This is a genomic window from Pseudokineococcus sp. 5B2Z-1, from assembly GCF_037482305.1.
Taxonomy (GTDB): domain Bacteria; phylum Actinomycetota; class Actinomycetes; order Actinomycetales; family Quadrisphaeraceae; genus Pseudokineococcus.
Genome location: NZ_JBBHZG010000003.1, coordinates 435,477 through 457,006, shown reverse-complemented (window position 1 = coordinate 457,006; position 21,530 = coordinate 435,477). Strand labels below are relative to the sequence as shown.

Sequence of the window (21,530 nt, the reverse complement as noted above, 5' to 3'; positions counted from 1 at the left end):
GCACAGCTCGACGCGCGGTCCGCCACACCGACGGAAGGACCGCATGAGCCTGCTCGACAAGCTCCGCCGCCGTGTCGCGGGCAGCACCCCGTCGCGCCTCACGCCGGCGAGCAAGCGCGCCGACCCCACGGCCAAGCGGTCCGGTGGCCACGGGCACTCGGACGACCGTCGCGAGGACGCGCTGCGCGCGCGCCTGCACGACGACCCGAACGACGAGAGCGCCTTCACCGAGCTCGCGGGCATCGTCCGGCGGCGCGCGGCCGAGGGGCACACCGAGGACGACCCGCGCCGCGCCGAGGACGACGCCGTCTGGGCGCTCGCCGAGGAGATGGCCGGCAGCAGCCGCGCCTGGTACCCGCTGCTCGAGCTGGGCCGCCTCTCGATCCACGACGACCGCGAGGGCGCGATGCGTCGGCTGTCGACGGCGGCCGAGCGCGACCCGTCCGGCGGCGCCCTCGCCAGCGCGCTGGCCATCCTGCGCGAGGAGGGCCTGCCGGGCGACGCCCTGGGCCTCGGTGTGGGGCACTGGCGCCCCCGCGAGCACCGCATCGACGCCGGCAGCCAGCTCGTCCACGCGGCCGTCGAGGCCGGGCGCGTGGGGGAGGCGCGGCGGCACCTCGAGGCGCTGTCGGCGCACCCCGACTCCGCCCGCGTCGAGGTCGTCCGCGCCGAGCTCGAGCGCGTCATCGCCGGCGCCGAGGACCAGCGCCCCCACTGATGCCGTAGCGTCCGGCACGCACGAGAGGCCGCCACCCCACGGGGTGGCGGCCTCTCGTGCGTCAGGGCCGCCGTCGGCAGGTCGTCACCGCGTCCGCCCTCGACCGGGACCGGCAGGCCGTCGCGGGTCCCGGTTCCGCGCCGCACCCGTCGTCCGGGCCGGACGGCGACGGTCCCGACGACGACGGGCCCGCCACCCGGGGAGGGTGGCGGGCCCGTCGTCGGCGGTCAGCGGGTCAGGCGTCGCCGCCCGCGGTGCCGGAGGTCCCGGCGCTGGCGTCGTCGAGCTTCCACGCCCGGTAGGCCTTCGCCGGGGCGTCCTTCGGCACCTCGCCCTGCGCGGCCAGCCGCACGAGCGCCTGGTAGGCCATCGACGGCCCGTCGATGCGGAAGTGGCGACGGGTCGCCGCCCGGGTGTCCGACAGGCCGAAGCCGTCGGCGCCCAGGACGGTGTAGTCGGCGGGGACCCAGGGGCGGACCTGCTCCTGCACCGAGCGCATGTAGTCGCTCACCGCGACCACGGGCCCGCGCCGCCCGGCGAGCTTCTGGGTGACGAAGGGGGTGGGGGCCTCCTCGTCCGTCCCGGGCCGCTCGAACGCCCAGGCGTCGCAGGCCAGCCCGTCGCGGCGCAGCTCGCCCCACGACGTCACCGACCACACGTCGGCGTCGACCCCGAAGTCGGAGCCCAGCAGCTCCTGCGCCTCGAGGGCCCACGGCACCCCGACGCCCGACGCGAGCAGCTGCACGCGCGGCCGGTCGCCCTCGTGCCCGGGGGACACGAGGTGCATGCCGCGGACGATCCCCTCGGCGTCGACGTCCTCGGGCTCGGCCGGCTGCACCATCGGCTCGTTGTAGACGGTGATGTAGTACATGACGTTCGGGTCGACGTCGTGCCCCGCGGCGTCCGTCCCCTTCGGCCCCTCGCCGTACATCCGCTCGAGGCCGGCCCGGACGATGTGGCCGATCTCGTAGCCGTAGGCGGGGTCGTAGGAGACGACGGCCGGGTTGGTGGACGCCAGCAGCGGCGAGTGGCCGTCCGCGTGCTGCAGCCCCTCGCCGGTGAGCGTCGTCCGGCCCGCCGTCGCGCCGAGGAGGAAGCCGCGCGCCATCTGGTCGCCCGCGGCCCACAGGCTGTCGCCCGTGCGCTGGAAGCCGAACATCGAGTAGAAGACGTAGACCGGGACGAGGGCCTCGCCGTGCGTGGCGTAGGCGGTCCCGGCGGCCGTGAAGGCGCCGACGGAACCGGCCTCGTTGATGCCCGCGTGGACGATCTGCCCGGACTCGGACTCCTTGTACGCGAGCATGAGCTCGCGGTCCACGGACTGGTACTTCTGCCCGTTCGGGTTGTAGATCTTCGCCGTCGGGAAGAACGAGTCCATGCCGAAGGTGCGGGCCTCGTCCGGGATGATCGGCACGACGCGCCGGCCGAGCTCCTTGTCCCGCATGAGGTCCTTGAGCAGGCGGACGAAAGCCATCGTCGTGGCGATCGTCTGCTTGCCCGAGCCCCGCTTGACCACCTTGTAGGCGTCGTCGCCGGGCAGCTCGAGCTTCGTGTGCGGCGTCGTCCGCCGCGCCGGGAGCGGCCCGCCGAGCTTCTGGCGCCGCTCGCGCAGGTACTGGATCTCCTCGGCGTCCTCGCCCGGGTGGTAGTACGGCGGGCGGTAGAGGTCCTCCTCCAGCGCCTTGTCGGAGATGGGGATGCGCAGGCTGTCGCGGAAGAGCTTCAGGTCCTCCATCGTCAGCTTCTTCATCTGGTGGGTCGCGTTGCGGCCCTCGAAGTGTGAGCCGAGGCCGTAGCCCTTGACCGTCTTGGCGAGGATGACCGTCGGCTGGCCGGTGTGCTCGGTGGCCGCCTTGTAGGCCGCGTACACCTTGCGGTAGTCGTGCCCGCCGCGCTTGAGGCCCCACAGCTGGTCGTCGCTGTAGTCCTCGACGAGCTTGCGGGTGCGCGGGTCCTGGCCGAAGAAGTGCTCGCGGACGTAGGCGCCCGACTCGGCCTTGAAGGTCTGGTAGTCCCCGTCGAGCGTCTGGTTCATGACGTTGACGAGGGCGCCGTCGCGGTCGGCCGCCAGGAGCGGGTCCCACTCGCGGCCCCACAGCACCTTGATGACGTTCCAGCCGGCGCCGCGGAAGAAGGACTCGAGCTCCTGGACGATCTTGCCGTTGCCGCGCACCGGCCCGTCGAGGCGCTGGAGGTTGCAGTTGACGACGAAGGTGAGGTTGTCGAGGCCCTCGTTGGCGGCGACCTGCAGCAGGCCGCGGCTCTCGGGCTCGTCCATCTCGCCGTCGCCGAGGAAGGCCCACACGTGGCTCGAGGAGACGTCCTTGATGCCGCGCGCGGTGAGGTACTTGTTCGACTGCGCCTGGTAGATGGCGTTCATCGGCCCGAGCCCCATGGACACCGTCGGGAACTCCCAGAAGTCCTTCATGAGCCGCGGGTGCGGGTAGCTCGGCAGGCCGCGGCCCTTCGCCGTCAGCTCCTGCCGGAAGCCGTCCATGTCGGTCTCGGACAGGCGGCCCTCGAGGAAGGCGCGGGCGTAGACGCCGGGGGAGGCGTGGCCCTGGATGTAGACCTGGTCGGGCGTCCCGCCGTCGTGGCCCTTGAAGAAGTGGTTGAAGCCGACCTCGTACAGCGTGGCCGAGGAGGCGTAGCTGGAGATGTGCCCGCCGACGGAGATCTCGGGGCGCTGCGCGCGGTGCACCTGGATGGCGGCGTTCCACCGCAGCCAGGCGCGGTAGCGGCGCTCGACCTCCTCGTCACCCGGGAACCACGGCTCCTGCTCGGGCCCGATGGTGTTGACGTAGTCGCTCGTCACGGGCGTCGGCACCCCGACGCCGCGCTCGCGCGCGCGCTGCAGCATCGACAGCATGAGGTAGCGGGCCCGCGTGCGACCCCGCTCGTCCACCGCCCCGTCGAGGGAGTCCAGCCACTCCTGGGTCTCCTCCGGGTCGATGTCCGGCACCTGGGAGGGCATGCCGCTCCGGGTGGGACCGGCGTCGTCGCGTCCTGCCACTGAAGCATCTCCGTCTCGTCCGCCGGCGCTCGCGGCACCAGCACGTCGACCGCGGCCCGCTCGGCCGCACACCGCGGTGCTGGGGTCGCCCGCGGCGGCTCCATCCTCGCGCGCCGCGGGCGGCCGCGTCACATCAGGTGCGCACCGGGACGTCGCGGCGCGGGGGCGGCGGTCGACCGGGCGTGCGCACGGGGCCCTGCTGCGCTGTCATCGACGGGTGGAGACGACGACGCTGGCGGTGCGGACGGGCGGCGACGAGCGCGTGGTGGACCTCACCGCGCGGGTCGAGGAGGCCCTCGACGACTGGGGCGCGGCGGAGGGCCTGCTGTCGGTCTTCGTGCCGCACGCGACCGCCGGCGTCGCGGTGCTCGAGACGGGCGCGGGGTCCGACGAGGACCTGCTGCGGGCCCTGCGCGACGTCCTGCCGGCGGCCGGCCCGCAGGGGGAGGGGTGGCGCCACGCGCACGGCTCGCCCGGCCACGGGCGCGACCACGTGCTGCCGGCGCTCGTCAGCCCCTCGCTCGTCCTCCCCGTGCTCGACGGGCGGCCGGCGCTCGGCACCTGGCAGAGCGTGTGCCTCGTCGACACCAACCGCGACAACGCCGACCGGACCGTCCGGCTGTCCTTCGTCCGCGGCTGAGCACCCGGGTCGCCCTTCCCACCCTGGGCACTTCGTCGTCGAAGTGCCGGTATGAGGCCGCCTTCTCCGGCACTTCGTCGTCGAAGTGCGTCGAGAAGGCGCCTTCCTGCGGCACTTTGTCGCCAGAGTGCCGCCTGGGGACCTCTCCCGGAGCACGGTGACGTCGAAGTGCCGGAGGGAGGGGCTCGCCTCAGGCGCCGGTGCGGACGCGCTGCGCGCCGGTGTAGACGTTGAGCGTCGGGGGCCGCACGAACCCGGCGAGCGTCATGCCCGCCTCGCGGGCCAGCTGCACGGCGAGCGACGACGGCGCCGAGACGGCGGCCAGCACCGGCACCCCGGCCATCCAGGCCTTCTGCGCGAGCTCGAAGGACGCGCGGCCGCTGACGACGAGGACGTGGCCGCGCAGGGGCCAGCCGATCTCCCGGGCGGCCCGGCCGAGGACCTTGTCGACGGCGTTGTGCCGCCCGACGTCCTCGCGCACGACGAGCAGCTCGCCGTCCGCGGTCGCGAGCCCGGCGGCGTGCAGCCCGCCGGTCCGGTCGAAGACGCGCTGGGCCTCCCGCAGCCGGTCGGGCAGCGCCGCGAGCACCGGTGCGTCGACGACGACGTCGTCGCGGAAGAGGTTCGCCCCGGTGCGGGCGCGCACGGCGTCCACGCTCGCGGAGCCGCAGACCCCGCAGGCCGACGTCATGCCGAAGGTGCGCCGCCCCTCGAGGTCGGGCGCGGGGACGCCGTCGGCGAGGGCCAGCTCGAGCGACCCGACGACGGGACGCCCGTCCGCGTCGACGTCGACGCACGCGGTGGTGCGCGCGACGGCCGCCGGGCCGGGCAGCAGCCCCTCGGTGAGCAGGAAGCCGAGGGCGAGGTCGTCGTCGTCGCCGGGCGTGCGCATCGTCACGACCACCGGCGCCCCCGCGACGCGCACCTCGAGCGGCTCCTCGACGGCGACGACGTCGGGGCGCTCCTGCGCGGCGGGGCCCTCGCCGTCGACCCGCACGCGCAGGACCTCGACGCCGCCCGCGCCCGCGGGGTCGCCGTCCGCCCGCCCCGGTCCGCCCGGCCCGCGCCGCCCTGCCGCCACGTCCCGACCCTAGGCCGGGTCCTCCCGCGCGGGCCCCTCCCGCCGCGGCGGCGCCCCGGCGGGCGGCCCGGCGGCGCCGCGACGCGCCCGGGGGTGCCGCGAAGGGGCGCCGCGCGGGACCGCCGCGGGGGGCGTGCACTACGGTCGGCGGACGCGAGAGCGGGCACGTGACCACGGACGACGACGGAGAAGAGGACACGACGGTGGGTGCGACCGCGGACCCCGCGGCGAGTGGCGGAGCCGCCAAGCGGCTGTCCATCACGCCGGGGCAGGTGGTGCAGGAGCTCGGGTACGACTCGGACGTCGACCACGACCTGCGCGACGACGTCGAGGACGTCACCGGCGCCGAGATGCTGGACGAGGACGCCGTCGAGGCGGTCGACGTCGTCCTGCTGTGGTGGCGCGAGGACGACGGCGACCTCGTGGACGCCCTCGTCGACTCGCTCACCTCGCTCGGCGACAACGGCGTGGTGTGGCTGCTGAGCCCCAAGAGCGGCCGTCCCGGCCACGTGGAGCCGGCCGACATCGACGACGCCGCGCCCACCGCGGGCCTGCACGCGACGTCGACCATCGCCGTGACGAGCGACTGGTCCGGCACGCGGCTCGTGGCGCGCGGGCGCAAGGGCTGACGACGCCGCTCGCGGCCCGGTCCCGGCGCCCGCGGGCCCGCGTCGGGTCCCGCGCGCCGCGCCCCACCCGGCACACGGCCGCGGACGGGTCCCACGTCCTGCTGGGCGGCCCCCTGCCGCCGGGCGCCCGGGGGCGGCTCGTCGTCTTCCTGCCCTTCGCGGCCTCGCCCGTCTGCACGGGCGAGGCCGTGGCGCTGCGCGACCGCGCGGACGAGCTGGCGGCGGCGGGCCTGGACGTCGTCGCCGTGACGTGCGACGCCGTCCCCGCGCTCGCCGCCTGGGCCCGGGCGGAGGGCCTCGGCTTCCCGCTCCTGTCGGACTTCTGGCCCCACGGCGCGGCCGCGCGGGCCCACGGCGCGCTCGACCGGGCGACCGGGGCGCCGCGGCGCACCAGCGTCCTCGTCGGCGCGGACGGGCGGGTGGCGTGGCGCGACGAGGCCCCGCCCGGGCGGGCGCGCTCCCTCGACGACGCGTTGGCCGCGGCGCGCCGGCTCCCCGCGCCCTCCTAGAGCAGGCTCTCCCGGACGGCGCTCCGCGGACGGCCCGCGTGATCCGGTCCGCGCGACCCGGTCCTCGGGCGGCCGGTCCGCCGGGGCCGTCCGGCCGGGGCACCATGGCCCCGGCCGGACCCGCCCCCCGGGCGCCGGTCCCGGGCCCGTAGCTCAGCTGGTAGAGCGCCGCGCTTACACCGCGGACGTCGTCGGTTCGACCCCGGCCGGGCCCACCCCTGCGGCCCACCCGTGCCGCCCGCCCGGGCCGCCTCCGTGCGCGGGCCCGGCGTCAGCCGGCCTCGCGCAGCACCACGCCGCCGGCGGTGACCGCGACGTCGACCCGGCGCGGCGCCGTCGGCGAGTCCTGCAGCAGGCTGTCCAGCCCGCCGCCGGTGACCGTCGAGCGCACGTCGTAGCCCGTCGGCGGCAGCGCCAGGTCGAGGGTCCCCGCGCTGACGTCCACGTCCACGGCGTCCGGGGCGTCCCCGCCCAGCGCCGCGGTCACCTGGCCGGCCGTCAGCGAGAGCACCGCCGTCCGCGCCCCGTCGACCTCCAGGTCCGCCGTCCCGCCGGTGACGTCGAGCGCGAGGGCGGTGGCGGAGCCCGCGAGGTCGAGCGCCCCGCCGGTGAGCTCGGCGTCGACGTCGCCGAACGCGCCCGCGGCGCGCAGCTCGCCGCCGGACACCTCGAGGTCGGCGTCCAGCGCTCCCTCCGCGACGTCCTCGGGGAGCACGAGGACCGCGCGGCCGCCGTCGTCGCGGGACCAGCCGGAGGCCCAGCCGGCCGTCCAGCCGCCGGCGCCCGGCGAGGCGACCCGCAGGACGTCGCCGTCGCGCTCGAGGCGCCACCGCCCCCGGCTGTCGCGCACGTCGAGGCGGGCCTGGTCGACGTCGCCCGTGACGACCTCGAGGCGCGCGCCGACGACCTCGGCCTCGAGGGAGGCCACGCCGCCGGAGGTCGCGGTGAGGACGTCGTCGCCGCGCAGGGCGGCGGAGGCCACCGAGCCGGCCCCGTCGACGACCGTGCCGGCGAGGAGCAGCCCGCCGAGGACGACGGCGACCGTCGAGACGGCGCGCGCCCCGGGCCGGGCGCCGCCCGGTCGGGCGGGCGGCGCGTCGGCGGGGTCCCGCCGGTCGTCGCGGGGGAGCGGGGTGGTGGGCGTGCTCATCGCGGGGCTCCTGCCTGCGGGGGAGCCGGGCGCCGCCCGGCCTGAGGGGTGAGGGCCTGGTCGGGGAGGGCCCGGTCGGGGAGGGCCCGGTCGGTGGAGGCGTGGTGGGAGAGGTGCACGAGCGCCGCGAGCACCCGCCGGTTGCCGTGCTCGTCGCGCTCGAGGCCGAGCTTGGTGAAGATCGCGGTGATGTTCTTCTCCACGCTGGCCTCGGACAGCACGAGCAGGGCGGCGATGGCCTGGTTCGAGCGGCCCTCGGCGATGAGCGCGAGCACGGTGCGCTCGCGGTCGGTGAGCGCGGCGAGCCGCTCGTCGCGGGCCCGCCGCGCGAGCAGCTGGGCCACCACCTCGGGGTCGAGCACGGTGGCGCCGCCGCGGATGCGGGCGAGGGCGTCGAGGAACTCGGCGACGTCGACCACGCGGTCCTTGAGCAGGTAGCCCAGCGCGCCGCCCTGGCCGGCGAAGAGCTCGCCGGCGTACCGCTCCTCGACGTACTGGGACAGCACGAGCACCGGCAGCCCGGGCCGCTCGGCCCGCAGCGCGACGGCGGCGCGCACGCCCTCGTCGGTCCACGTCGGGGGCAGCCGGACGTCGAGGACGCACAGCTCGGGCGCGCTCGCGTCGACCGCCGACCCCAGGCCCTCGGCGTCGGCCAGGGCCGCGACGACCTCGTGCCCGGCGTCCTCCAGGAGGCGGACGAGCCCCTCGCGCAGGAGGACCGAGTCCTCGCAGATCAGGACGCGCACGGCACCGACACCTCCAGCGCGGTCGGGCCGCCGCGGGGGCTGTCGAGGCGGCAGGTGCCGCCCGCGGCGGCGACGCGGTGCCCCACGCCGTCGAGCCCGCCGCCGGGCAGCACGGCCGCACCGCCGACGCCGTCGTCCTCGACGCGGGCCCACAGGAGGCCGCCGTCGCGGTGGCGGACGACGACCCGGCACCGGGAGGCGCGCGCGTGCTTGGCGGCGTTGGTGAGGGCCTCGCTGACGGCGAAGTAGACGGCGGCCTCCGCCGTGCGCCCGCAGCGGCCGTCCACCCGCACGTCCAGCTCGACCGGCACCACCGACCGTGCGACGACGGCGGACAGGGCGGCGTCGAGGCCCCGGTCGTCGAGCACGGAGGCGTGCACGCCGCGGGCGAGCTGGCGCAGCTCGGTGATGGCGGCCTTGGTGCTCGTCCTGGCCTCGGCCACGAGGGCCCGGGCGGCGTCGGCGTCCGGCTCGGGGCCGGCGAGCTTCTGCTCGGCGAGGCCGAGCGTCATGCCGACGGAGACGAGGCGCGGCTGCACCCCGTCGTGGAGGTCGCGCTCGATGCGGGTCCGCTCGACCTCCGCGGCGCGGACGGCGCCGGCGCGCCGCGTGTCCGACGCCCGGGCCTGCTCGACGAGCTGCGCCTCGCGGGAGGAACGCAGGAGCGCGCGGGTGACGACGCCGTGCAGGAGCGCCAGGCCGACGGCGCCCGCGAGCGCCAGGAGGAGCCCGCCGGCGCCGACGAGGGGGGCCCAGGTCACCGGCACGTCGACGCCCGGGAGCCCGACGACGTCGTCCCGCGCGTAGAGCGGGGCGAACGCGAGGGCGGCGGCGCTCGCACCGGCGCTGGCCAGGGGCAGCAGCACCAGGCCGAGGACGCTGGCGAGGGCGGCGCTGGCGACGGCGCGCCAGGCGGTGGCGTCGACGGCCTGGCGCCCCACGGCCGCGAGGACGCCGCCGAGGCCGGGGCGCGGGCGCCGGTGCAGCGGCGGCGGGACCAGGCCCAGCCCGTACAGGCCGTCGACGCGGGCCGTCTCGACGCGCGCGAGCGCGAGGACGCCGTAGGGGAGGGCCAGCAGGAGCAGCGCGCCGAGCCCGAGGAGGGGCAGCAGCCCCACGCCCACGCCCGCCCAGGTGACGAGGACGACGAGGGCGACGGGCCCGACGACGGCCATGACGGCGAGGTGCGCGAGCGCGGCACCGGTGCGCCCGGCGGTCGCGGCCCACGGGCGGGCGCGGCCGGCCGGCGCAGGGCGGGCGGGGCCGTCGGGCGGGCCGGACGGCGGCGGCACGGAGCTGTCCGGGACGGCGGGGTCGCGGCCCGGGGCGGTGGGCGTCGTGGTCATGCCGAGGACGGTAGGAGCGCGGGAGCGCCCCGGTCTGCCGAGCCAGCCGGAGACCTCGGGTCGGGAAAACCGGAAGGTGCGCGGCCCTGCGCCGTCGGACGGGCGCCCTGCACCCGGGTCTGCACCGCGAGTCCGCGCCCGGCCGCGCTCGCGCTCCTCTGGCGGGCGGCCCCGGCGGCGGGCGCCTAGCGTCGAGGCGCAGCCGGGCCGGCCCTGCACCCGCCGTCCGCGCACCGCCCAGCGGGCACGAGCGGCCCCGCGCGAGGGCCGCTCGACGACGCCCACCCCTCACCGCGCGAGCCCGGCGCGGCACCCGCCCACCAGGAGGACCCATGGACCTGTCCCTGTCCGGCAAGACCGCCCTCGTCACCGGCGCCGACTCCGGCATCGGCTGGCACACCGCTCGCATGCTCCTCGAGGAGGGCGTGCGCGTAGCGGTGAGCGACCTCGACGCCGACTCGCTCGCGGAGTCGGCCGGTCGCCTCCCGGGGGAGGTCACGACCGTGGCGGCGGACCTCACGTCGCTCGACGACGTCGCGCGCCTCAAGAGCGAGGTCGAGGCCGGGCTCGGCGGTGCGCCCGACATCATCGTGGCGGCCGCGGGGATCACCGGCGCCCAGGGGATGTTCCACGAGATCGACGACGAGGGCTGGACCAAGACCCTCGAGACCGACCTCATGTCGCAGGTGCGCACCGTCAAGGCCTTCATCGACGGCATGCGCCCGAAGGGCTGGGGCCGCATCGTCCTGCTGACGAGCGAGGACGCCTTCCAGCCGTACGCCGACGAGATCCCCTACTGCGCCGCGAAGGCGGGCTCGCTCGCGCTCATGAAGGGCCTGTCGAAGACCTACGCCGCGGAGGGCATCCTCGTGAACTCCGTCGCGCCGGCCTTCATCGCCACCCCGATGACCGACGCGATGATGAGCAAGCGCGCCGACCAGCTCGGCACCGACGTCGACGAGGCCATCTCGAGCTTCCTGTCCGAGGAGCGGCCGGGGATGCAGCTGGGGCGCCGCGGGGAGCCCGAGGAGGTGGCCTCGGCCATCGTCTTCCTCTGCTCCGACCGAGCCAGCTTCATCAACGGCGCCACCCTGCGCGTGGACTCCGGGTCGGTGCAGACGATCTGAGGTCGCCCGTCGCGGGAGGTCGGGCGCGCGTGGGCCGGCCTCCCGCGCGCCCCCGTCCTGCCGTCCTGGGCGCCGTCGCGACCCCCCGCACTCGCCGCCTCTCGGTCACAGGACGGTCACGGCATCACCCGGCAGAGTGAGTTGAGGTGACTCTGCGTCGTCGGCGGCTACGGTGGCGGGGTGATGGGAACGGACGGCGACGGCGTCGCGCTCGCGGACCTGCTCGCCGTCCTGGAGCGCCGGTACCCGGCGGCCACGGCCGAGGAGTGGGACGCCGTCGGCCTCGTGTGCGGGGACCCGACCCAGCGCGTGCGCCGCGTGCTCCTGGCGGTCGACCCGGTCGCCGAGGTGGTCGACGAGGCCGTCGAGCTCGGGGTCGACCTCCTGCTGGTCCACCACCCCCTGCTGCTGCGCCCGGTCCGCTCGGTGCGGGCCGACGAGCCGAAGGGCGCTGTGGTGCACCGGCTCGTGCGCGCCGGCATCGCGCTGCACGTCCTGCACACCAACGCCGACTCGGCGCGGCCCGGCGTCTCCGACGCCCTCGCCCGGAGCATCGGGCTCGACGACCTGCAGCCGCTGTCCGCGGCGCCCGCCGACCCCCTCGACAAGCACGTCGTCTTCGCGCCGCGCGAGGACGCCGAGCGCCTCGTCGACGCGATGGCGGCCGCCGGGGCCGGGGAGATCGGCGAGTACGCCCGCTGCGCCTTCACGGGCGAGGGCGTCCAGACCTTCACACCGGGTGAGCGGGCCCGCCCGGCGGTGGGGACCCCCGGGCAGCGCCACACCGGCCCGGAGGCGCGCGTCGAGATGGTCGCGCCCCGGGCGCTGCGCTCCCGCGTCCTCGCCGCCGTGCGCGCGGTGCACCCCTACGAGGAGCCGGCGGTCGACGTCCTCGAGCTGGCGGCCTGGTCCTCCCCGCGCGGCCTCGGCCGCGTGGGCGTCCTGGAGCGGCCGATCACGCTCGAGGCGCTCGCGGGCGTCGTCGCCCAGGCCCTGCCCTTCACCCACCACGGCGTGCGCATCGCCGGCGACCTGTCCGCGCCCGTGCGGCGGGTGGCCGTCTGCGGGGGCAGCGGGGACAGCCTGCTCGACGCGGTGCGCGCGAGCGGCGCCGACGCCTACGTCACGGCGGACCTGCGCCACCACCCCGCCTCGGAGCTGCGCGAGCGCGCCCGCGGCGGTGCTCCGCACCTGCTCGACGTCTCGCACTGGGCCAGCGAGTGGCCCTGGCTGCAGGGGGCCGGGGACCGCCTGCGCGCCGACCTCGAGGAGGCCGGCGGCGCCGTCGAGGTGACCATCAGCACTCGGCGCACCGACCCGTGGACCTCCCGCATCGCGAGCCCCGGCGGCCCGGTCCGCTGAGGCCCGCGCCCTCGGGGGCCCTCGTGCGGGGCGCCGGGGTCGCCCGTCGAGGTCGGGAGGCCCTGTCCGGGGTCGGCGCGGGCCGCTAGCGTCCGCGGATGGACGCCGCCGCCCGCGACCGGCTGCTCGACCAGCTGGGCCGTGAGACCTACGTCAGCCTCGCCACGCGCCGGCGCGACGGCACCGAGCGGGCGACGCCCGTGTGGGGCGTGCGCGACGGCGACGTCCTGCTCGTGACGACCGGCGCGACGACGGCGAAGGTGCGGCGCGCCCGTCGGGACCCCGAGGCCACGCTCACCCCGTGCGACGCGCGCGGGCGGGTGCGGCCCGGGGCGACGACGACGCCCGTCGTCGTCGAGGTCACCGACGCGCCGGCGGTGGTCGCCCGCGTGGACCAGCTGCTGCGGCGCAAGCACCCCGTCGGCCACCGCGCCCTCGCCGTCGTGCACGCCGCCGCTCGCCTGAGGTCACGGCTCCCCGGCGGCGGCGGCGGGGGCGGGCTGGCGGACGACCAGGTCGTGCTGCGCCTGCGGCTGCGCGACGCCTGAGGTCCGCGCACGACGCCCTGGCCGTCGGCGGTAGCGTGGCGGACCCGCACCACCCCGGCGCCCCGCCCTCCGGCGCGGCGGCGCCGCCGACCGGGAGGACAGGTCCGCTGACCACCACCGCGCCCGCCCGCGACCAGCTCCGGCTGCTCGACGTCCAGGCCCTCGACACCCGGCTGTCGCAGCTGGCCCACCGCCGCCGCACGCTCCCCGAGCGCACCGCCCTGGCCGAGCGCGAGCAGCGCGCCGCCGGGCTGCGCGACGACGTCGTCCGCGCCCGCACGGCGGCGTCCGACGTCGAGCGCGAGGTCGCCCGCGCCGAGAAGGACGTCGACCTCGTGCGCCAGCGCGCCGCGCGGAACCAGCAGCGCCTCGACTCGGGCGCCGTGAGCGCGAAGGACGCCGCCGCCCTCGTCTCCGAGCTGGAGTCGCTGGCCCGGCGCCAGTCCGCCCTCGAGGAGGTCGAGCTCGAGGTCATGGAGCGCCAGGAGGTGGCGCAGACGTCTCTGGTCGGGCTCGAGCAGCTCCTGGCGGAGGTCGACGCCGAGGCCGAGCAGGCCCGCGAGGCGCTGCGGACGGCGGTCACGGAGATCGACCGCGACGTCGAGTCGGTGCGCGCCGACCGCGAGCGCGTGGCCGGCGGGGTCAGCGACGAGCTGCTCGCCGTCTACGAGGAGTCGCGGCGCGAGCACGGCGGGATGGGCGCGGCGCCCCTGCGCGCCCGCCGCTGCGAGGGCTGCCGCATGGAGCAGAACACCGTCGCGCTCGGGCGGCTGCGCTCCGCGCCGGAGGACGCGGTGCTGCGCTGCGAGGAGTGCGACCGCATCCTCGTCCGCACCCCGGAGTCGGGGCTGTGAGCCCGGCGTCGAGCGGGCGGCGCCTCGTCGTCGAGGCCGACGGCGGCTCGCGCGGCAACCCCGGCCCGGCCGGGTACGGCGCGCTCGTCAAGGACGGCGGCCCGTCGGGCCCCGTGCTCGCCGAGGTCGCCGAGGCCATCGGGCGGGCCACGAACAACGTCGCCGAGTACGGCGGGCTCCTCGCCGGTCTGAGGGCCGCGCGGGAGATCGACCCGGGCGCGAGCGTGCTCGTGCGGATGGACTCCAAGCTCGTCGTCGAGCAGATGTCGGGGCGCTGGAAGGTCAAGCACGCCGACATGCAGCGCCTGTGGCAGGAGGCGCGGGAGGTCTGGCCGCGCGAGCAGGTGCGCTACGAGTGGATCCCGCGCGCCCAGAACAGCCACGCCGACCGCCTCGCCAACGAGGCGATGGACGCCGCCGCGGCGGGGAGGACGTGGGCGCCCAAGCGCATCGCCACCGGGGTCGCGGCGGGGCAGCCGACGTCGGACCGGCCGGACCCCACGGGTGACGACGGCGACCTCCTGCTCGACCTGTCCGGCACCGCCGACGACGCCCCGCCCGCCCGCGCGGCGGACGACGTCGTCGCCGAGCACGAGGACCTGCAGGAGCTGCGCGCCGCCGACCTCGAGGAGGATGTGATGAGCGCGACGACCACCACCAGGCCCGCCGCCGAGGGGCACGCGGACGCGGCGCCCGCCCGGCGCAAGTCCTACAAGCTCCTCACCGGTCCGGACACCCCCGCCTTCTGCCAGAAGGTGTCCGACCACCTCGACGACGGGTACGTGCTGCACGGCCCTCCGGTCATCACCGTCGTGGGCGGCGAGCTGCACTGCGCCCAGGCGGTCCTGCTGCCGGAGGACCAGCGATGAGCGGGGCCGGCAGCCCGGACGCCGCGGGGCGCGGGGAGGTCGCTCCGGAGGCGACGCCGGACGCCGCCGCCCCCGGCCCCGTCGGCACCCCGCCGGCGGACGGCTCCTACGCGGGCGACGTCACGCCCCGCGAGGCCTGGGACCTGCTCGCCGGCGACGAGCGCGCCGTCCTCGTCGACGTCCGCACCGACGCCGAGTGGGCCTACGTCGGCGTGCCCGACCTGTCGTCGGTGGGCCGCGACGTCCTCGGCGTCCAGTGGCAGCACTTCCCGACGGGCGAGCGCAACCCGTCCTTCCTCGCCGAGCTCGCCGACGCCGGCGTGGGCGAGGGGACGCCCGTCGTCTTCCTCTGCCGCTCGGGCGTGCGCTCGGTCGGTGCGGCGCAGGCGGCGACGACGGCGGGCCTCGGCCCGGCGTACAACGTCCTCGACGGCTTCGAGGGCCCGACGGACGACCACCACCACCGCGGGGTGCGCGGCTGGCGCGCCGACGGGCTGCCGTGGCGGCAGGGGTGACCCCGCCCGGGGGTCCTCACGACGGGGGCGCCGACGACGCCGTCTTCCCGCTCGACCCGGCGGCCGCGGCCTCCGACGACCCGTCGGCGGGGGACGGCGCCCGCCGACTGCGCCCCGACACCCTCGCCGTCCGCGGCGGTCTCGCGCGCTCGGGCTTCTCCGAGACGGCCGAGGCGCTGTACCTGACGTCCGGGTATGTCTACGGCTCGGCCGCCGAGGCCGAGGCGGCCTTCTCCGGGGAGGTCGACCGGTTCGTCTACTCCCGCTACGGCAACCCGACGGTCGCGACGTTCGAGGAGCGGCTGCGGCTGCTCGAGGGCGCGCCGGCGTGCGTGGCGACGGCGTCCGGCATGTCCGCGGTCTTCACCGCGCTCGCGGCGCTGCTGGGCCAGGGCGACCGCGTCGTCGCGGCGCGCAGCCTCTTCGGCTCGTGCTTCGTCATCCTCGACGAGGTCCTCCCGCGCTGGGGCGTCGAGACGGTCTTCGTCGACGGAGCCGACCTCGACCAGTGGGAGGCCGCGCTCGCGCAGCCGACGACGGCCGTGTTCTTCGAGACGCCGTCGAACCCCATGCAGGAGGTCGTCGACGTCCGCCGCGTCGCCGAGATGGCGCACGCGGCCGGCGCGACGGTCGTCGTCGACAACGTCTTCGCCACCCCGGTGCTGCAGAAGCCGATGGAGATGGGCGCCGACGTCGTCGTGTACTCGACGACGAAGCACATCGACGGGCAGGGGCGCACCCTCGGCGGGGCGATCCTCGGGCCGACCGAGCTGCTGACCGGCGGGGTGGAGACGCTCATCCGGCACACGGGCCCGTCGCTGTCGCCGTTCAACGCCTGGGTGCTCACGAAGGGCCTGGAGACGCTGGCGATGCGGGTCGAGCGCCAGGTCGCCTCGGCCGAGCGGATCGCGCGGTGGCTCGAGGGGCAGCCGGGCGTGCGGTCCGTCGTCTACCCCTTCCTCGACAGCCACCCGCAGGCCGACCTCGCCCGCGCGCAGATGAGCGGCGGCGGGACGGTGGTCACGATGACGCTCGACGGCGGCAAGGACGCGGCGTTCCGGCTGCTCGACGGGCTGCGCGTCGTCGACATCTCCAACAACCTCGGCGACTCCAAGTCGCTCATCACCCACCCCGCGACGACGACGCACCGCCGCCTCGGGCCGGAGGGCCGCGCGCGCGTCGGCATCACCGACGGGCTCGTGCGGCTGTCGGTCGGGCTCGAGGACGTCGACGACCTGCTCGAGGACCTGGCGCAGGCGCTGCCGGGCTGAGGGCCGGGGCGCCCCCGCGCCCGAGAGCACCGGGTGAGGGGAGCGGTGTGCTGAGGACGCGGCTGACCGCGTCCTCAGCACACGGCTTCCGTCGTCGGCGCGAGAAGTCCCTCGACCGTGCGACGGGCGCCTCGTAGCGTCCGCGCGTGCCCGCCTCCCCGCACCGCCACGTCGCCCTCGTCACGGGCGCCAACCACGGCATCGGCGCCGCCACCGCGCGGCGCCTCGCCGCCGACGGGTGCGCCGTCCTCCTCACCTTCCACGCCTTCGACGACCCCGAGGCCGAGGAGGGCTCGCGGCGCGCGCACGCCTCCGACGCCGACGGCGTCGTCGCCGCGATCCGCGCCGACGGCGGCACCGCGCTGGCCGTCGCCGCCGACCTCTCCGACGCGGACGTCGTCCCCGGCCTCCTCGACCGCGCCGAGGCCGAGCTCGGCCCCGTCGACGTCCTCGTGCACAACGCGACGGCGTCGCTGCTCGACACCTTCCGCCCGCAGGAGCGCGACTGGGCGGGCCGGCCCCAGCACGGGCTCACCGTCGAGAGCTTCGACCGCCAGCTCGCCGTCGACGCGCGCGCCGGGGCGGCCCTCATCGCGGACTTCGCCGTGCGGCTGCAGGCGCGGGGCGGCACGTGGGGGCGGATCGTCACGCTGACGTCCGGTGGCGCCGAGGGCTTCCCCGGCGAGGTGTCGTACGGCGCCGCGAAGGCAGCGCTCGTCAGCCTGACGCTGTCGGCGGCGCTCGAGCTCTCCCGCTTCGGCGTCACCGCCAACGCCGTCCACCCGCCCGTCACGGACACCGGCTGGGTCACCGACGAGGTGCGCGACGCCGTCGCGGCGGACGACCGGTGGATGGGCGTGGCCGGGCCCGACGACCCGGCCCGCGTCATCGCCTGGCTGGCGTCCGAGGCGGCGGACCGCGTGACGGGCAACGTCCTCCGGATGGCGTGAGCGACGCCTGGTCGCGGGACGTCCGGACGACGACGCGCCCGTACGCCGCGTCGCTGACCTCTGTACAGTTCCTCCGTGCACGTCTCCGTCACCGACCTCAGGGCGGACCTCGCCGCATGGATCACCCGCGCCCGCGAGGGCGAGGACGTCGTCGTCACCGACCGCGGCGCCCCCGTGGCGCGTCTGACGGCGGTCGAGCAGGTGTCCCTGCTGGAACGGCTCACCCGGGAGGGGCTGCTGTCGCGTCCTGAGCCGGGGCCCGGGCTCCGGGCGGGCGACGTGGCGCGCGTCCGGGCGCGCGGTGACGTCTCGAGCCTCATCGGCGAGCAGCGTCGCTGAGCTGCTGTGTCCGTCGTCTACCTCGACAGCAGCGCCCTCGTGAAGCTCGTGGTGGACGAGGACGGCAGCGACCTCGCGGCGGCGCTCTGGGACCGCGCCGACGCCGTCGTCTCCAGCCGCCTCGCCGGTGTCGAGGTCCGCGCCGCGCTCGCGACCGCCCGTCGTGGCGCTCGGATCGACGAGGCGGGGTGGGCGGCGGCTGACCGCCAGTGGGCGAGCCTCTCGGTCGGCCTCAGGACCGTCGAGCTGAGCCCGGCGGTCGCTGCGCGAGCCGGGGACCTCGCGGTCGAGCACGGCCTGCGCGGCGCCGACGCCGTCCACCTCGGCAGTGCGCTCGCCGTCGACGCGGGGGACCTCGTCGTGGCGGTGTGGGACGACCGGCTCGCCCGCGGGGCACGAGCCGCGGGACTGCGCGTCGTGCCGTAGCCCTCTCGAGGCGACGCGCGGAGGTCTCGCTCCGCCGCGGTCGCGCCCTCCGACCCCCGACGACGTGCGACCGTCTCGACGCCGGCAGGTCGAGGGGCCGGCCACCGATCTCTGCTCCGGGCGCGCCGCACCGGTCGTCGGCGGGCGGAAGAGCCAGGGCGGTGCGGTCGTTGCCCCGGGCATGACGACGATCGGACTCATCGGGGCCGGCAACATCGGCAGCACCGTCGCGCGCCTGGCCGTGGACGCCGGCTACGACGTGGTGCTCTCCAACTCCCGCGGCCCGGAGACGCTGGCGGACCTCGTCGGCGAGCTCGGCCCCCGGGCGCGGGCCGCGACCGCGACGGAGGCCGCGGAGGCGGGCGACCTCGTGGTCGTGACCGTCCCGCTGCACGCCTACCAGGCGATCCCGGCCGCGCCGCTGGCCGCCAAGACCGTGATCGACACGAACAACTACTACCCGGACCGCGACGGGCACGTCGACGCCCTCGACCACGCCGAGGCGACGACGAGCGGCCTGCTGCAGGAGCACCTGCAGGCCTCGCACGTGGTCAAGGCCTTCAACAACATCTTCTTCGTCGCCCTGGGCCAGCTCGGGCGCCCGCAGGGCGAGGAGCGCAGCGCGCTGCCGGTCTTCGGCGACCACGCCGGCGCCAAGGGTGAGGTGACCGCGTTCCTCGACGCGATCGGCTACGACGTCGTCGACGGCGGCGGGCTCGACGACAGCTGGCGCTCGGAGAACGGCCGCCCCGTCTACGTCATGCCGTACGCGACCGACGGCGACGTCACGAAGCCCTCGCGCGGCAGCGCCGAGGACGTCCGTGAGGCCCTGGCCCGCGCGGACCGCGTCAGCGAGCCCCAGCCCGCGCAGGCGGCCCCGCCCAGCTGATCGACACTGCCCCAGCTGATCGACACCGCCCAGCTGATCGACACCCTCTGAGCGCAGTCCCACGACGCCCCGGAGCGCCGCCACGAGCGGTGCTCCGGGGCGTCGTCGTCCCGGTCGGCAGCGGCCTCACCACCCCGCCCGGGACCCCTCCGGAGGCCCGCCGTGTAACGGTCGTGTAGCGCGCCGTGAACACTGGATGGCGGGGCCTCAGGGAGGGCGCGCGGAGGGCGATGGAGGGGCTACCGTCCCGCCACCACGACGACGTGGACGACGTCCGGCGACGCACGACGCGCCGGGCGACCCTCAGCCGGAAGGAGCCTGCCGTGAGCCACATCACCACCTTCTACGAGCCGGGCTCCGATACGGGGGGCTGGCGGGGCACGCGCGTCGCCGCCGTCCAGGTCGCCCCGGTGCTGCTCGACCTCGCGGCCAACGCCGCCCGCTCGGCGGCGGCCATCACGGCCGCCGTCCTCGACGGCGCGGACGTCGTCGTGCTGCCCGAGCTCGTGACGAGCGGCTACGTGCTGGCCGACGTCCACGAGGCGCGGTCGGTGGCCGTCCCCGCGACCTCCCCGGTGCTCGCCGGGTGGGCCGAGGCCTGCAGCGCCCGGCCGGGCGCCGTCGTCGTCGGCGGCTTCCTCGAGCTGGCCGAGGACGGGCGCCTGCACAACAGCGCGGCCGTCGTCGACGCGACCGGCGTGCGCGCCGTCTACCGCAAGGTGCACCTCTGGGACGCCGAGCGGCACCTCTTCACGCCCGGTGACGCCCCGCCGCCCGTCGTCGAGACGTCGCACGGCCGCGTCGCCGCGCTCATCTGCTACGACCTCGGCTTCCCCGAGTGGCCGCGCACCGCGGCGCTCGCCGGCGCCGACCTCATCGCCGTCCCGACGAACTGGGCGGCCGGCTACCGGCCGCCGGGGGAGCGGCCGATCGGCCAGGTCGCGGCCATGGGGGCGGCGCGCGCCAACCACGTCGTCGTCGCGTGCAGCGACCGGACCGGCGTCGAGCGCGGCGTCGAGTGGAGCGAGGGTTCCGCCGTCGTCGGCGCCGAGGGCTGGGTCCTCAGCGAGGACGTCGAGGGCGAGGGCGTCGCCTGGGCGACGGTCGACCTGCAGGCCGTCCGCGACCGCCGGCTCGGCCGGCACGGGCACCTGTGGGGCGACCGGCGCCCCGACCTCTACGGCGCGCTCACCGCGCCCCTGCTCCCGCACGCCGACGAGGCCGGGGTCGCGCACGTGCCCGCCGTCCGTGAGCCGGTCGGTGCCGAGGTCGCCGCTGCGGTGCCGGCGCCCGTCGAGTGACCGTCGGGCGGGCGCCCGTCACGCACGGTCGCCCGCCCGAGCACCCACCCGCCGGACCTGCGGTCGTCCGCGTCCGTCCGCCGGGCACCTGCACCGGCACCGAGGACGGGCGCAGCCGGGGCTGGGCCGGCCGTGGGAGCATCCGCGCCGGGCGTCCGGACGGTCCGGTCCCCGGCGGAGGAGAGCGCGTGGCCCGGACGACGAGCGCCGACGTCGCGCGCGCCAGCGGCGTCTCGCGCACCACGGTCAGCTACGTGCTCAACGGCCGCCGCGACGCCTCGATCTCCGAGGCGACCCGCGAGCGCGTCGTCGAGACGGCGCGCCGGCTCGGGTACGCGCCGTCCGCCGCGGCCCGCGCCCTGCGCACCGGTCGCAGCGACCTCGTGCTCTGCGTGCTGCCCGACTGGCCGATCGGGCCGGTCGTCGACGTCCTCCTCGAGGACCTCACCGAGGAGCTGGCCGCGCGGGGCATGGCCCTGCTCGCCCACCACGGGCGCGACCGCCGTCCCCTCTCGGACCTGTGGCGCGCCGTCGACGTCCGCGCCGTCGTCGGTCTCACCGCGTTCGCCCCCGAGGACGAGGCGGCCATGCGCCGCGCCGGCATCCAGGTGCTGACGACGGCGGCGGCGGAGGGCGGGGGCCGCGCCCCCTTCGCGGGCGACCAGGTGCGCGCCGGTCGGCTGCAGGCCGAGCACCTCGCGGGCACGGGCCGCCGCGCCCTCGGCTACGCCTACCCGGCGGACCGGCGCGTCGCGGCCTTCGCCGACCAGCGGCTCGCCGGCGTGCGCGCCGCGTGCGCGGAGATCGGCCTGCCCGCGCCGGTCGTCCGCGAGGTGGAGCTGGAGGCGACGTCGGCGGCCGCGGCCGTGCGCGCGTGGCGGTCGGCGGGCGACGCCGTGACGGGGGTGGCGGCGTACAACGACGAGGTCGCCCTCGCCGTCCTCGCGGGCGTCCGGGAGGAGGGGCTGCGGGTGCCCGACGACGTCGCCGTCGTCGGCGTCGACGACGTGCCCCTGGCCCGGCTCGCCGCGCCGCCGCTGACGACGGTCGCGCAGTCCGTCGACCGGCAGGTGGCCCACCTCGTCGCCCAGCTGGTCGCGGGCATCGACGACGACGGCGCCGACCACGGGCCGCCGGCGGCGCCCCTCGACCTCCTCGAGCTCGTGGTGCGCGAGTCCGCCTGAGCGCGAGCGCGTCCCCGGACGCCGGGTCACCAGACCTCAGCGACCAAGGACCTCAAGGGTCCA

At 77.1% G+C, this 21,530-nt stretch carries 21 protein-coding genes, 1 tRNA gene and 2 pseudogenes; 19 read left to right on the top strand and 5 right to left on the bottom strand.

Going from position 1 to position 21,530, the window contains the following annotated elements; translation table 11 throughout:
* Positions 1-43 precede the first annotated feature (43 nt).
* Positions 44-718, top strand: a complete 675-nt coding sequence (locus WDV85_RS10625) for a hypothetical protein (RefSeq protein ID WP_298805919.1) — start codon at positions 44-46, stop codon at positions 716-718.
* Between the two features lie 235 nt (positions 719-953).
* On the opposite strand, the gene aceE is transcribed toward WDV85_RS10625, so the two are convergent.
* Positions 954-3,692: a pyruvate dehydrogenase (acetyl-transferring), homodimeric type gene (gene aceE, locus WDV85_RS10620; protein ID WP_339570575.1), complete on the bottom strand. Its 2,739-nt coding sequence runs from the start codon at positions 3,690-3,692 to the stop codon at positions 954-956.
* Between the two features lie 256 nt (positions 3,693-3,948).
* Here aceE and WDV85_RS10615 point away from each other — a divergent pair, with 256 nt between their 5' ends.
* On the top strand, positions 3,949-4,371 hold the full coding sequence (locus WDV85_RS10615) for a YjbQ family protein (protein ID WP_171203477.1): 423 nt from the start codon (positions 3,949-3,951) through the stop codon (positions 4,369-4,371).
* A 190-nt stretch (positions 4,372-4,561) separates the two neighbouring features.
* Here the strand turns inward: WDV85_RS10615 and fdhD are convergent, their stop codons facing one another.
* Positions 4,562-5,374 (bottom strand): formate dehydrogenase accessory sulfurtransferase FdhD, encoded by an 813-nt coding sequence (gene fdhD, locus WDV85_RS10610; protein ID WP_445263298.1) that lies wholly within the window; start codon positions 5,372-5,374, stop codon positions 4,562-4,564.
* A 281-nt stretch (positions 5,375-5,655) separates the two neighbouring features.
* Between fdhD and WDV85_RS10605 the strand changes: the two genes are divergently transcribed.
* The 3 genes from WDV85_RS10605 to WDV85_RS10595 all read left to right on the top strand — a co-directional run bounded on the left by WDV85_RS10605 (position 5,656) and on the right by WDV85_RS10595 (position 6,805).
* Positions 5,656-6,081, top strand: coding sequence for a DUF3052 domain-containing protein (locus WDV85_RS10605; protein WP_445263271.1), 426 nt, complete (start codon positions 5,656-5,658; stop codon positions 6,079-6,081).
* Positions 6,039-6,590 (top strand): redoxin domain-containing protein, encoded by a 552-nt coding sequence (locus tag WDV85_RS10600; RefSeq protein WP_339570624.1) that lies wholly within the window; start codon positions 6,039-6,041, stop codon positions 6,588-6,590. Before WDV85_RS10605 ends, WDV85_RS10600 begins: the two co-directional genes overlap by 43 nt.
* 142 nt (positions 6,591-6,732) lie before the next feature.
* Positions 6,733-6,805: transfer RNA gene (locus WDV85_RS10595), tRNA-Val, on the top strand.
* A gap of 56 nt (positions 6,806-6,861) precedes the next feature.
* Here the strand turns inward: WDV85_RS10595 and WDV85_RS10590 are convergent.
* The 3 genes from WDV85_RS10590 to WDV85_RS10580 are packed head-to-tail and all read right to left on the bottom strand — an operon-like array spanning position 6,862 to position 9,832.
* Positions 6,862-7,740, bottom strand: coding sequence for a hypothetical protein (locus WDV85_RS10590; RefSeq protein WP_339570573.1), 879 nt, complete (start codon positions 7,738-7,740; stop codon positions 6,862-6,864).
* Positions 7,737-8,486 (bottom strand): response regulator transcription factor, encoded by a 750-nt coding sequence (locus WDV85_RS10585; protein ID WP_445263270.1) that lies wholly within the window; start codon positions 8,484-8,486, stop codon positions 7,737-7,739. Before WDV85_RS10585 ends, WDV85_RS10590 begins: the two co-directional genes overlap by 4 nt.
* Positions 8,474-9,832, bottom strand: a complete 1,359-nt coding sequence (locus WDV85_RS10580) for a sensor histidine kinase (protein WP_339570572.1) — start codon at positions 9,830-9,832, stop codon at positions 8,474-8,476. Before WDV85_RS10580 ends, WDV85_RS10585 begins: the two co-directional genes overlap by 13 nt.
* A gap of 332 nt (positions 9,833-10,164) precedes the next feature.
* Between WDV85_RS10580 and WDV85_RS10575 the strand changes: the two genes are divergently transcribed.
* From WDV85_RS10575 to WDV85_RS10515, 14 genes and pseudogenes are all read left to right on the top strand, one after another.
* Complete coding sequence (locus WDV85_RS10575) at positions 10,165-10,959, top strand: SDR family NAD(P)-dependent oxidoreductase (RefSeq protein WP_339570571.1); 795 nt, start codon at positions 10,165-10,167, stop codon at positions 10,957-10,959.
* A gap of 183 nt (positions 10,960-11,142) precedes the next feature.
* Positions 11,143-12,321, top strand: coding sequence for a Nif3-like dinuclear metal center hexameric protein (locus tag WDV85_RS10570; RefSeq protein WP_339570623.1), 1,179 nt, complete (start codon positions 11,143-11,145; stop codon positions 12,319-12,321).
* 98 nt (positions 12,322-12,419) lie between these two features.
* Positions 12,420-12,869, top strand: a complete 450-nt coding sequence (locus WDV85_RS10565; RefSeq protein ID WP_339570570.1) for a PPOX class F420-dependent oxidoreductase — start codon at positions 12,420-12,422, stop codon at positions 12,867-12,869.
* A gap of 35 nt (positions 12,870-12,904) precedes the next feature.
* Positions 12,905-13,723: a zinc ribbon domain-containing protein gene (locus tag WDV85_RS10560; protein WP_339570569.1), complete on the top strand. Its 819-nt coding sequence runs from the start codon at positions 12,905-12,907 to the stop codon at positions 13,721-13,723.
* Positions 13,720-14,316, top strand: a pseudogene (locus tag WDV85_RS10555) (reverse transcriptase-like protein); the annotation flags it as partial. The gene WDV85_RS10560 and the pseudogene WDV85_RS10555, both read left to right, overlap by 4 nt.
* 45 nt (positions 14,317-14,361) lie before the next feature.
* Positions 14,362-14,592 (top strand): DUF1737 domain-containing protein, encoded by a 231-nt coding sequence (locus WDV85_RS17140; RefSeq protein WP_445263297.1) that lies wholly within the window; start codon positions 14,362-14,364, stop codon positions 14,590-14,592.
* 104 nt (positions 14,593-14,696) lie between these two features.
* A pseudogene (locus WDV85_RS10550) lies at positions 14,697-15,107 on the top strand (rhodanese-like domain-containing protein); the annotation flags it as partial.
* Between the two features lie 107 nt (positions 15,108-15,214).
* Positions 15,215-16,378, top strand: a complete 1,164-nt coding sequence (locus WDV85_RS10545) for an O-succinylhomoserine sulfhydrylase (protein ID WP_445263296.1) — start codon at positions 15,215-15,217, stop codon at positions 16,376-16,378.
* Positions 16,379-16,524: 146 nt separating this feature from the next.
* The gene (locus WDV85_RS10540) at positions 16,525-17,328 is read left to right on the top strand and encodes an SDR family NAD(P)-dependent oxidoreductase (RefSeq protein WP_339570565.1); all 804 of its coding nucleotides are present in this window, start codon (positions 16,525-16,527) and stop codon (positions 17,326-17,328) included.
* A 75-nt stretch (positions 17,329-17,403) separates the two neighbouring features.
* Positions 17,404-17,667 (top strand): type II toxin-antitoxin system Phd/YefM family antitoxin, encoded by a 264-nt coding sequence (locus WDV85_RS10535; RefSeq protein ID WP_339570564.1) that lies wholly within the window; start codon positions 17,404-17,406, stop codon positions 17,665-17,667.
* A gap of 6 nt (positions 17,668-17,673) precedes the next feature.
* Positions 17,674-18,093: a type II toxin-antitoxin system VapC family toxin gene (locus tag WDV85_RS10530; protein ID WP_339570563.1), complete on the top strand. Its 420-nt coding sequence runs from the start codon at positions 17,674-17,676 to the stop codon at positions 18,091-18,093.
* A gap of 181 nt (positions 18,094-18,274) precedes the next feature.
* Complete coding sequence (locus WDV85_RS10525; protein WP_339570562.1) at positions 18,275-18,982, top strand: NADPH-dependent F420 reductase; 708 nt, start codon at positions 18,275-18,277, stop codon at positions 18,980-18,982.
* A 323-nt stretch (positions 18,983-19,305) separates the two neighbouring features.
* Positions 19,306-20,283 (top strand): nitrilase-related carbon-nitrogen hydrolase, encoded by a 978-nt coding sequence (locus WDV85_RS10520; RefSeq protein WP_339570561.1) that lies wholly within the window; start codon positions 19,306-19,308, stop codon positions 20,281-20,283.
* Between the two features lie 188 nt (positions 20,284-20,471).
* A complete protein-coding gene (locus WDV85_RS10515) occupies positions 20,472-21,467 on the top strand; it encodes a LacI family DNA-binding transcriptional regulator (protein WP_339570560.1) in 996 nt (331 codons plus the stop codon).
* The last annotated feature ends 63 nt before the right edge of the window (positions 21,468-21,530 follow it).

Bases quoted from the DNA above. Each gene is read 5' to 3' on its own strand.
- WDV85_RS17140 (WP_445263297.1), top strand. From the start codon at position 14,362: ATGAGCGCGACGACCACCACCAGGCCCGCCGCCGAGGGGCACGCGGAC.
- WDV85_RS10625 (WP_298805919.1), top strand. From the start codon at position 44: ATGAGCCTGCTCGACAAGCTCCGCCGCCGTGTCGCGGGCAGCACCCCG.
- WDV85_RS10580 (WP_339570572.1), bottom strand. From the start codon at position 9,832: ATGACCACGACGCCCACCGCCCCGGGCCGCGACCCCGCCGTCCCGGAC.
- WDV85_RS10590 (WP_339570573.1), bottom strand. From the start codon at position 7,740: ATGAGCACGCCCACCACCCCGCTCCCCCGCGACGACCGGCGGGACCCC.
- WDV85_RS10570 (WP_339570623.1), top strand. From the start codon at position 11,143: ATGGGAACGGACGGCGACGGCGTCGCGCTCGCGGACCTGCTCGCCGTC.
- WDV85_RS10525 (WP_339570562.1), top strand. From the start codon at position 18,275: ATGACGACGATCGGACTCATCGGGGCCGGCAACATCGGCAGCACCGTC.
- aceE (WP_339570575.1), bottom strand. From the start codon at position 3,692: ATGCCCTCCCAGGTGCCGGACATCGACCCGGAGGAGACCCAGGAGTGG.
- WDV85_RS10575 (WP_339570571.1), top strand. From the start codon at position 10,165: ATGGACCTGTCCCTGTCCGGCAAGACCGCCCTCGTCACCGGCGCCGAC.
- WDV85_RS10565 (WP_339570570.1), top strand. From the start codon at position 12,420: ATGGACGCCGCCGCCCGCGACCGGCTGCTCGACCAGCTGGGCCGTGAG.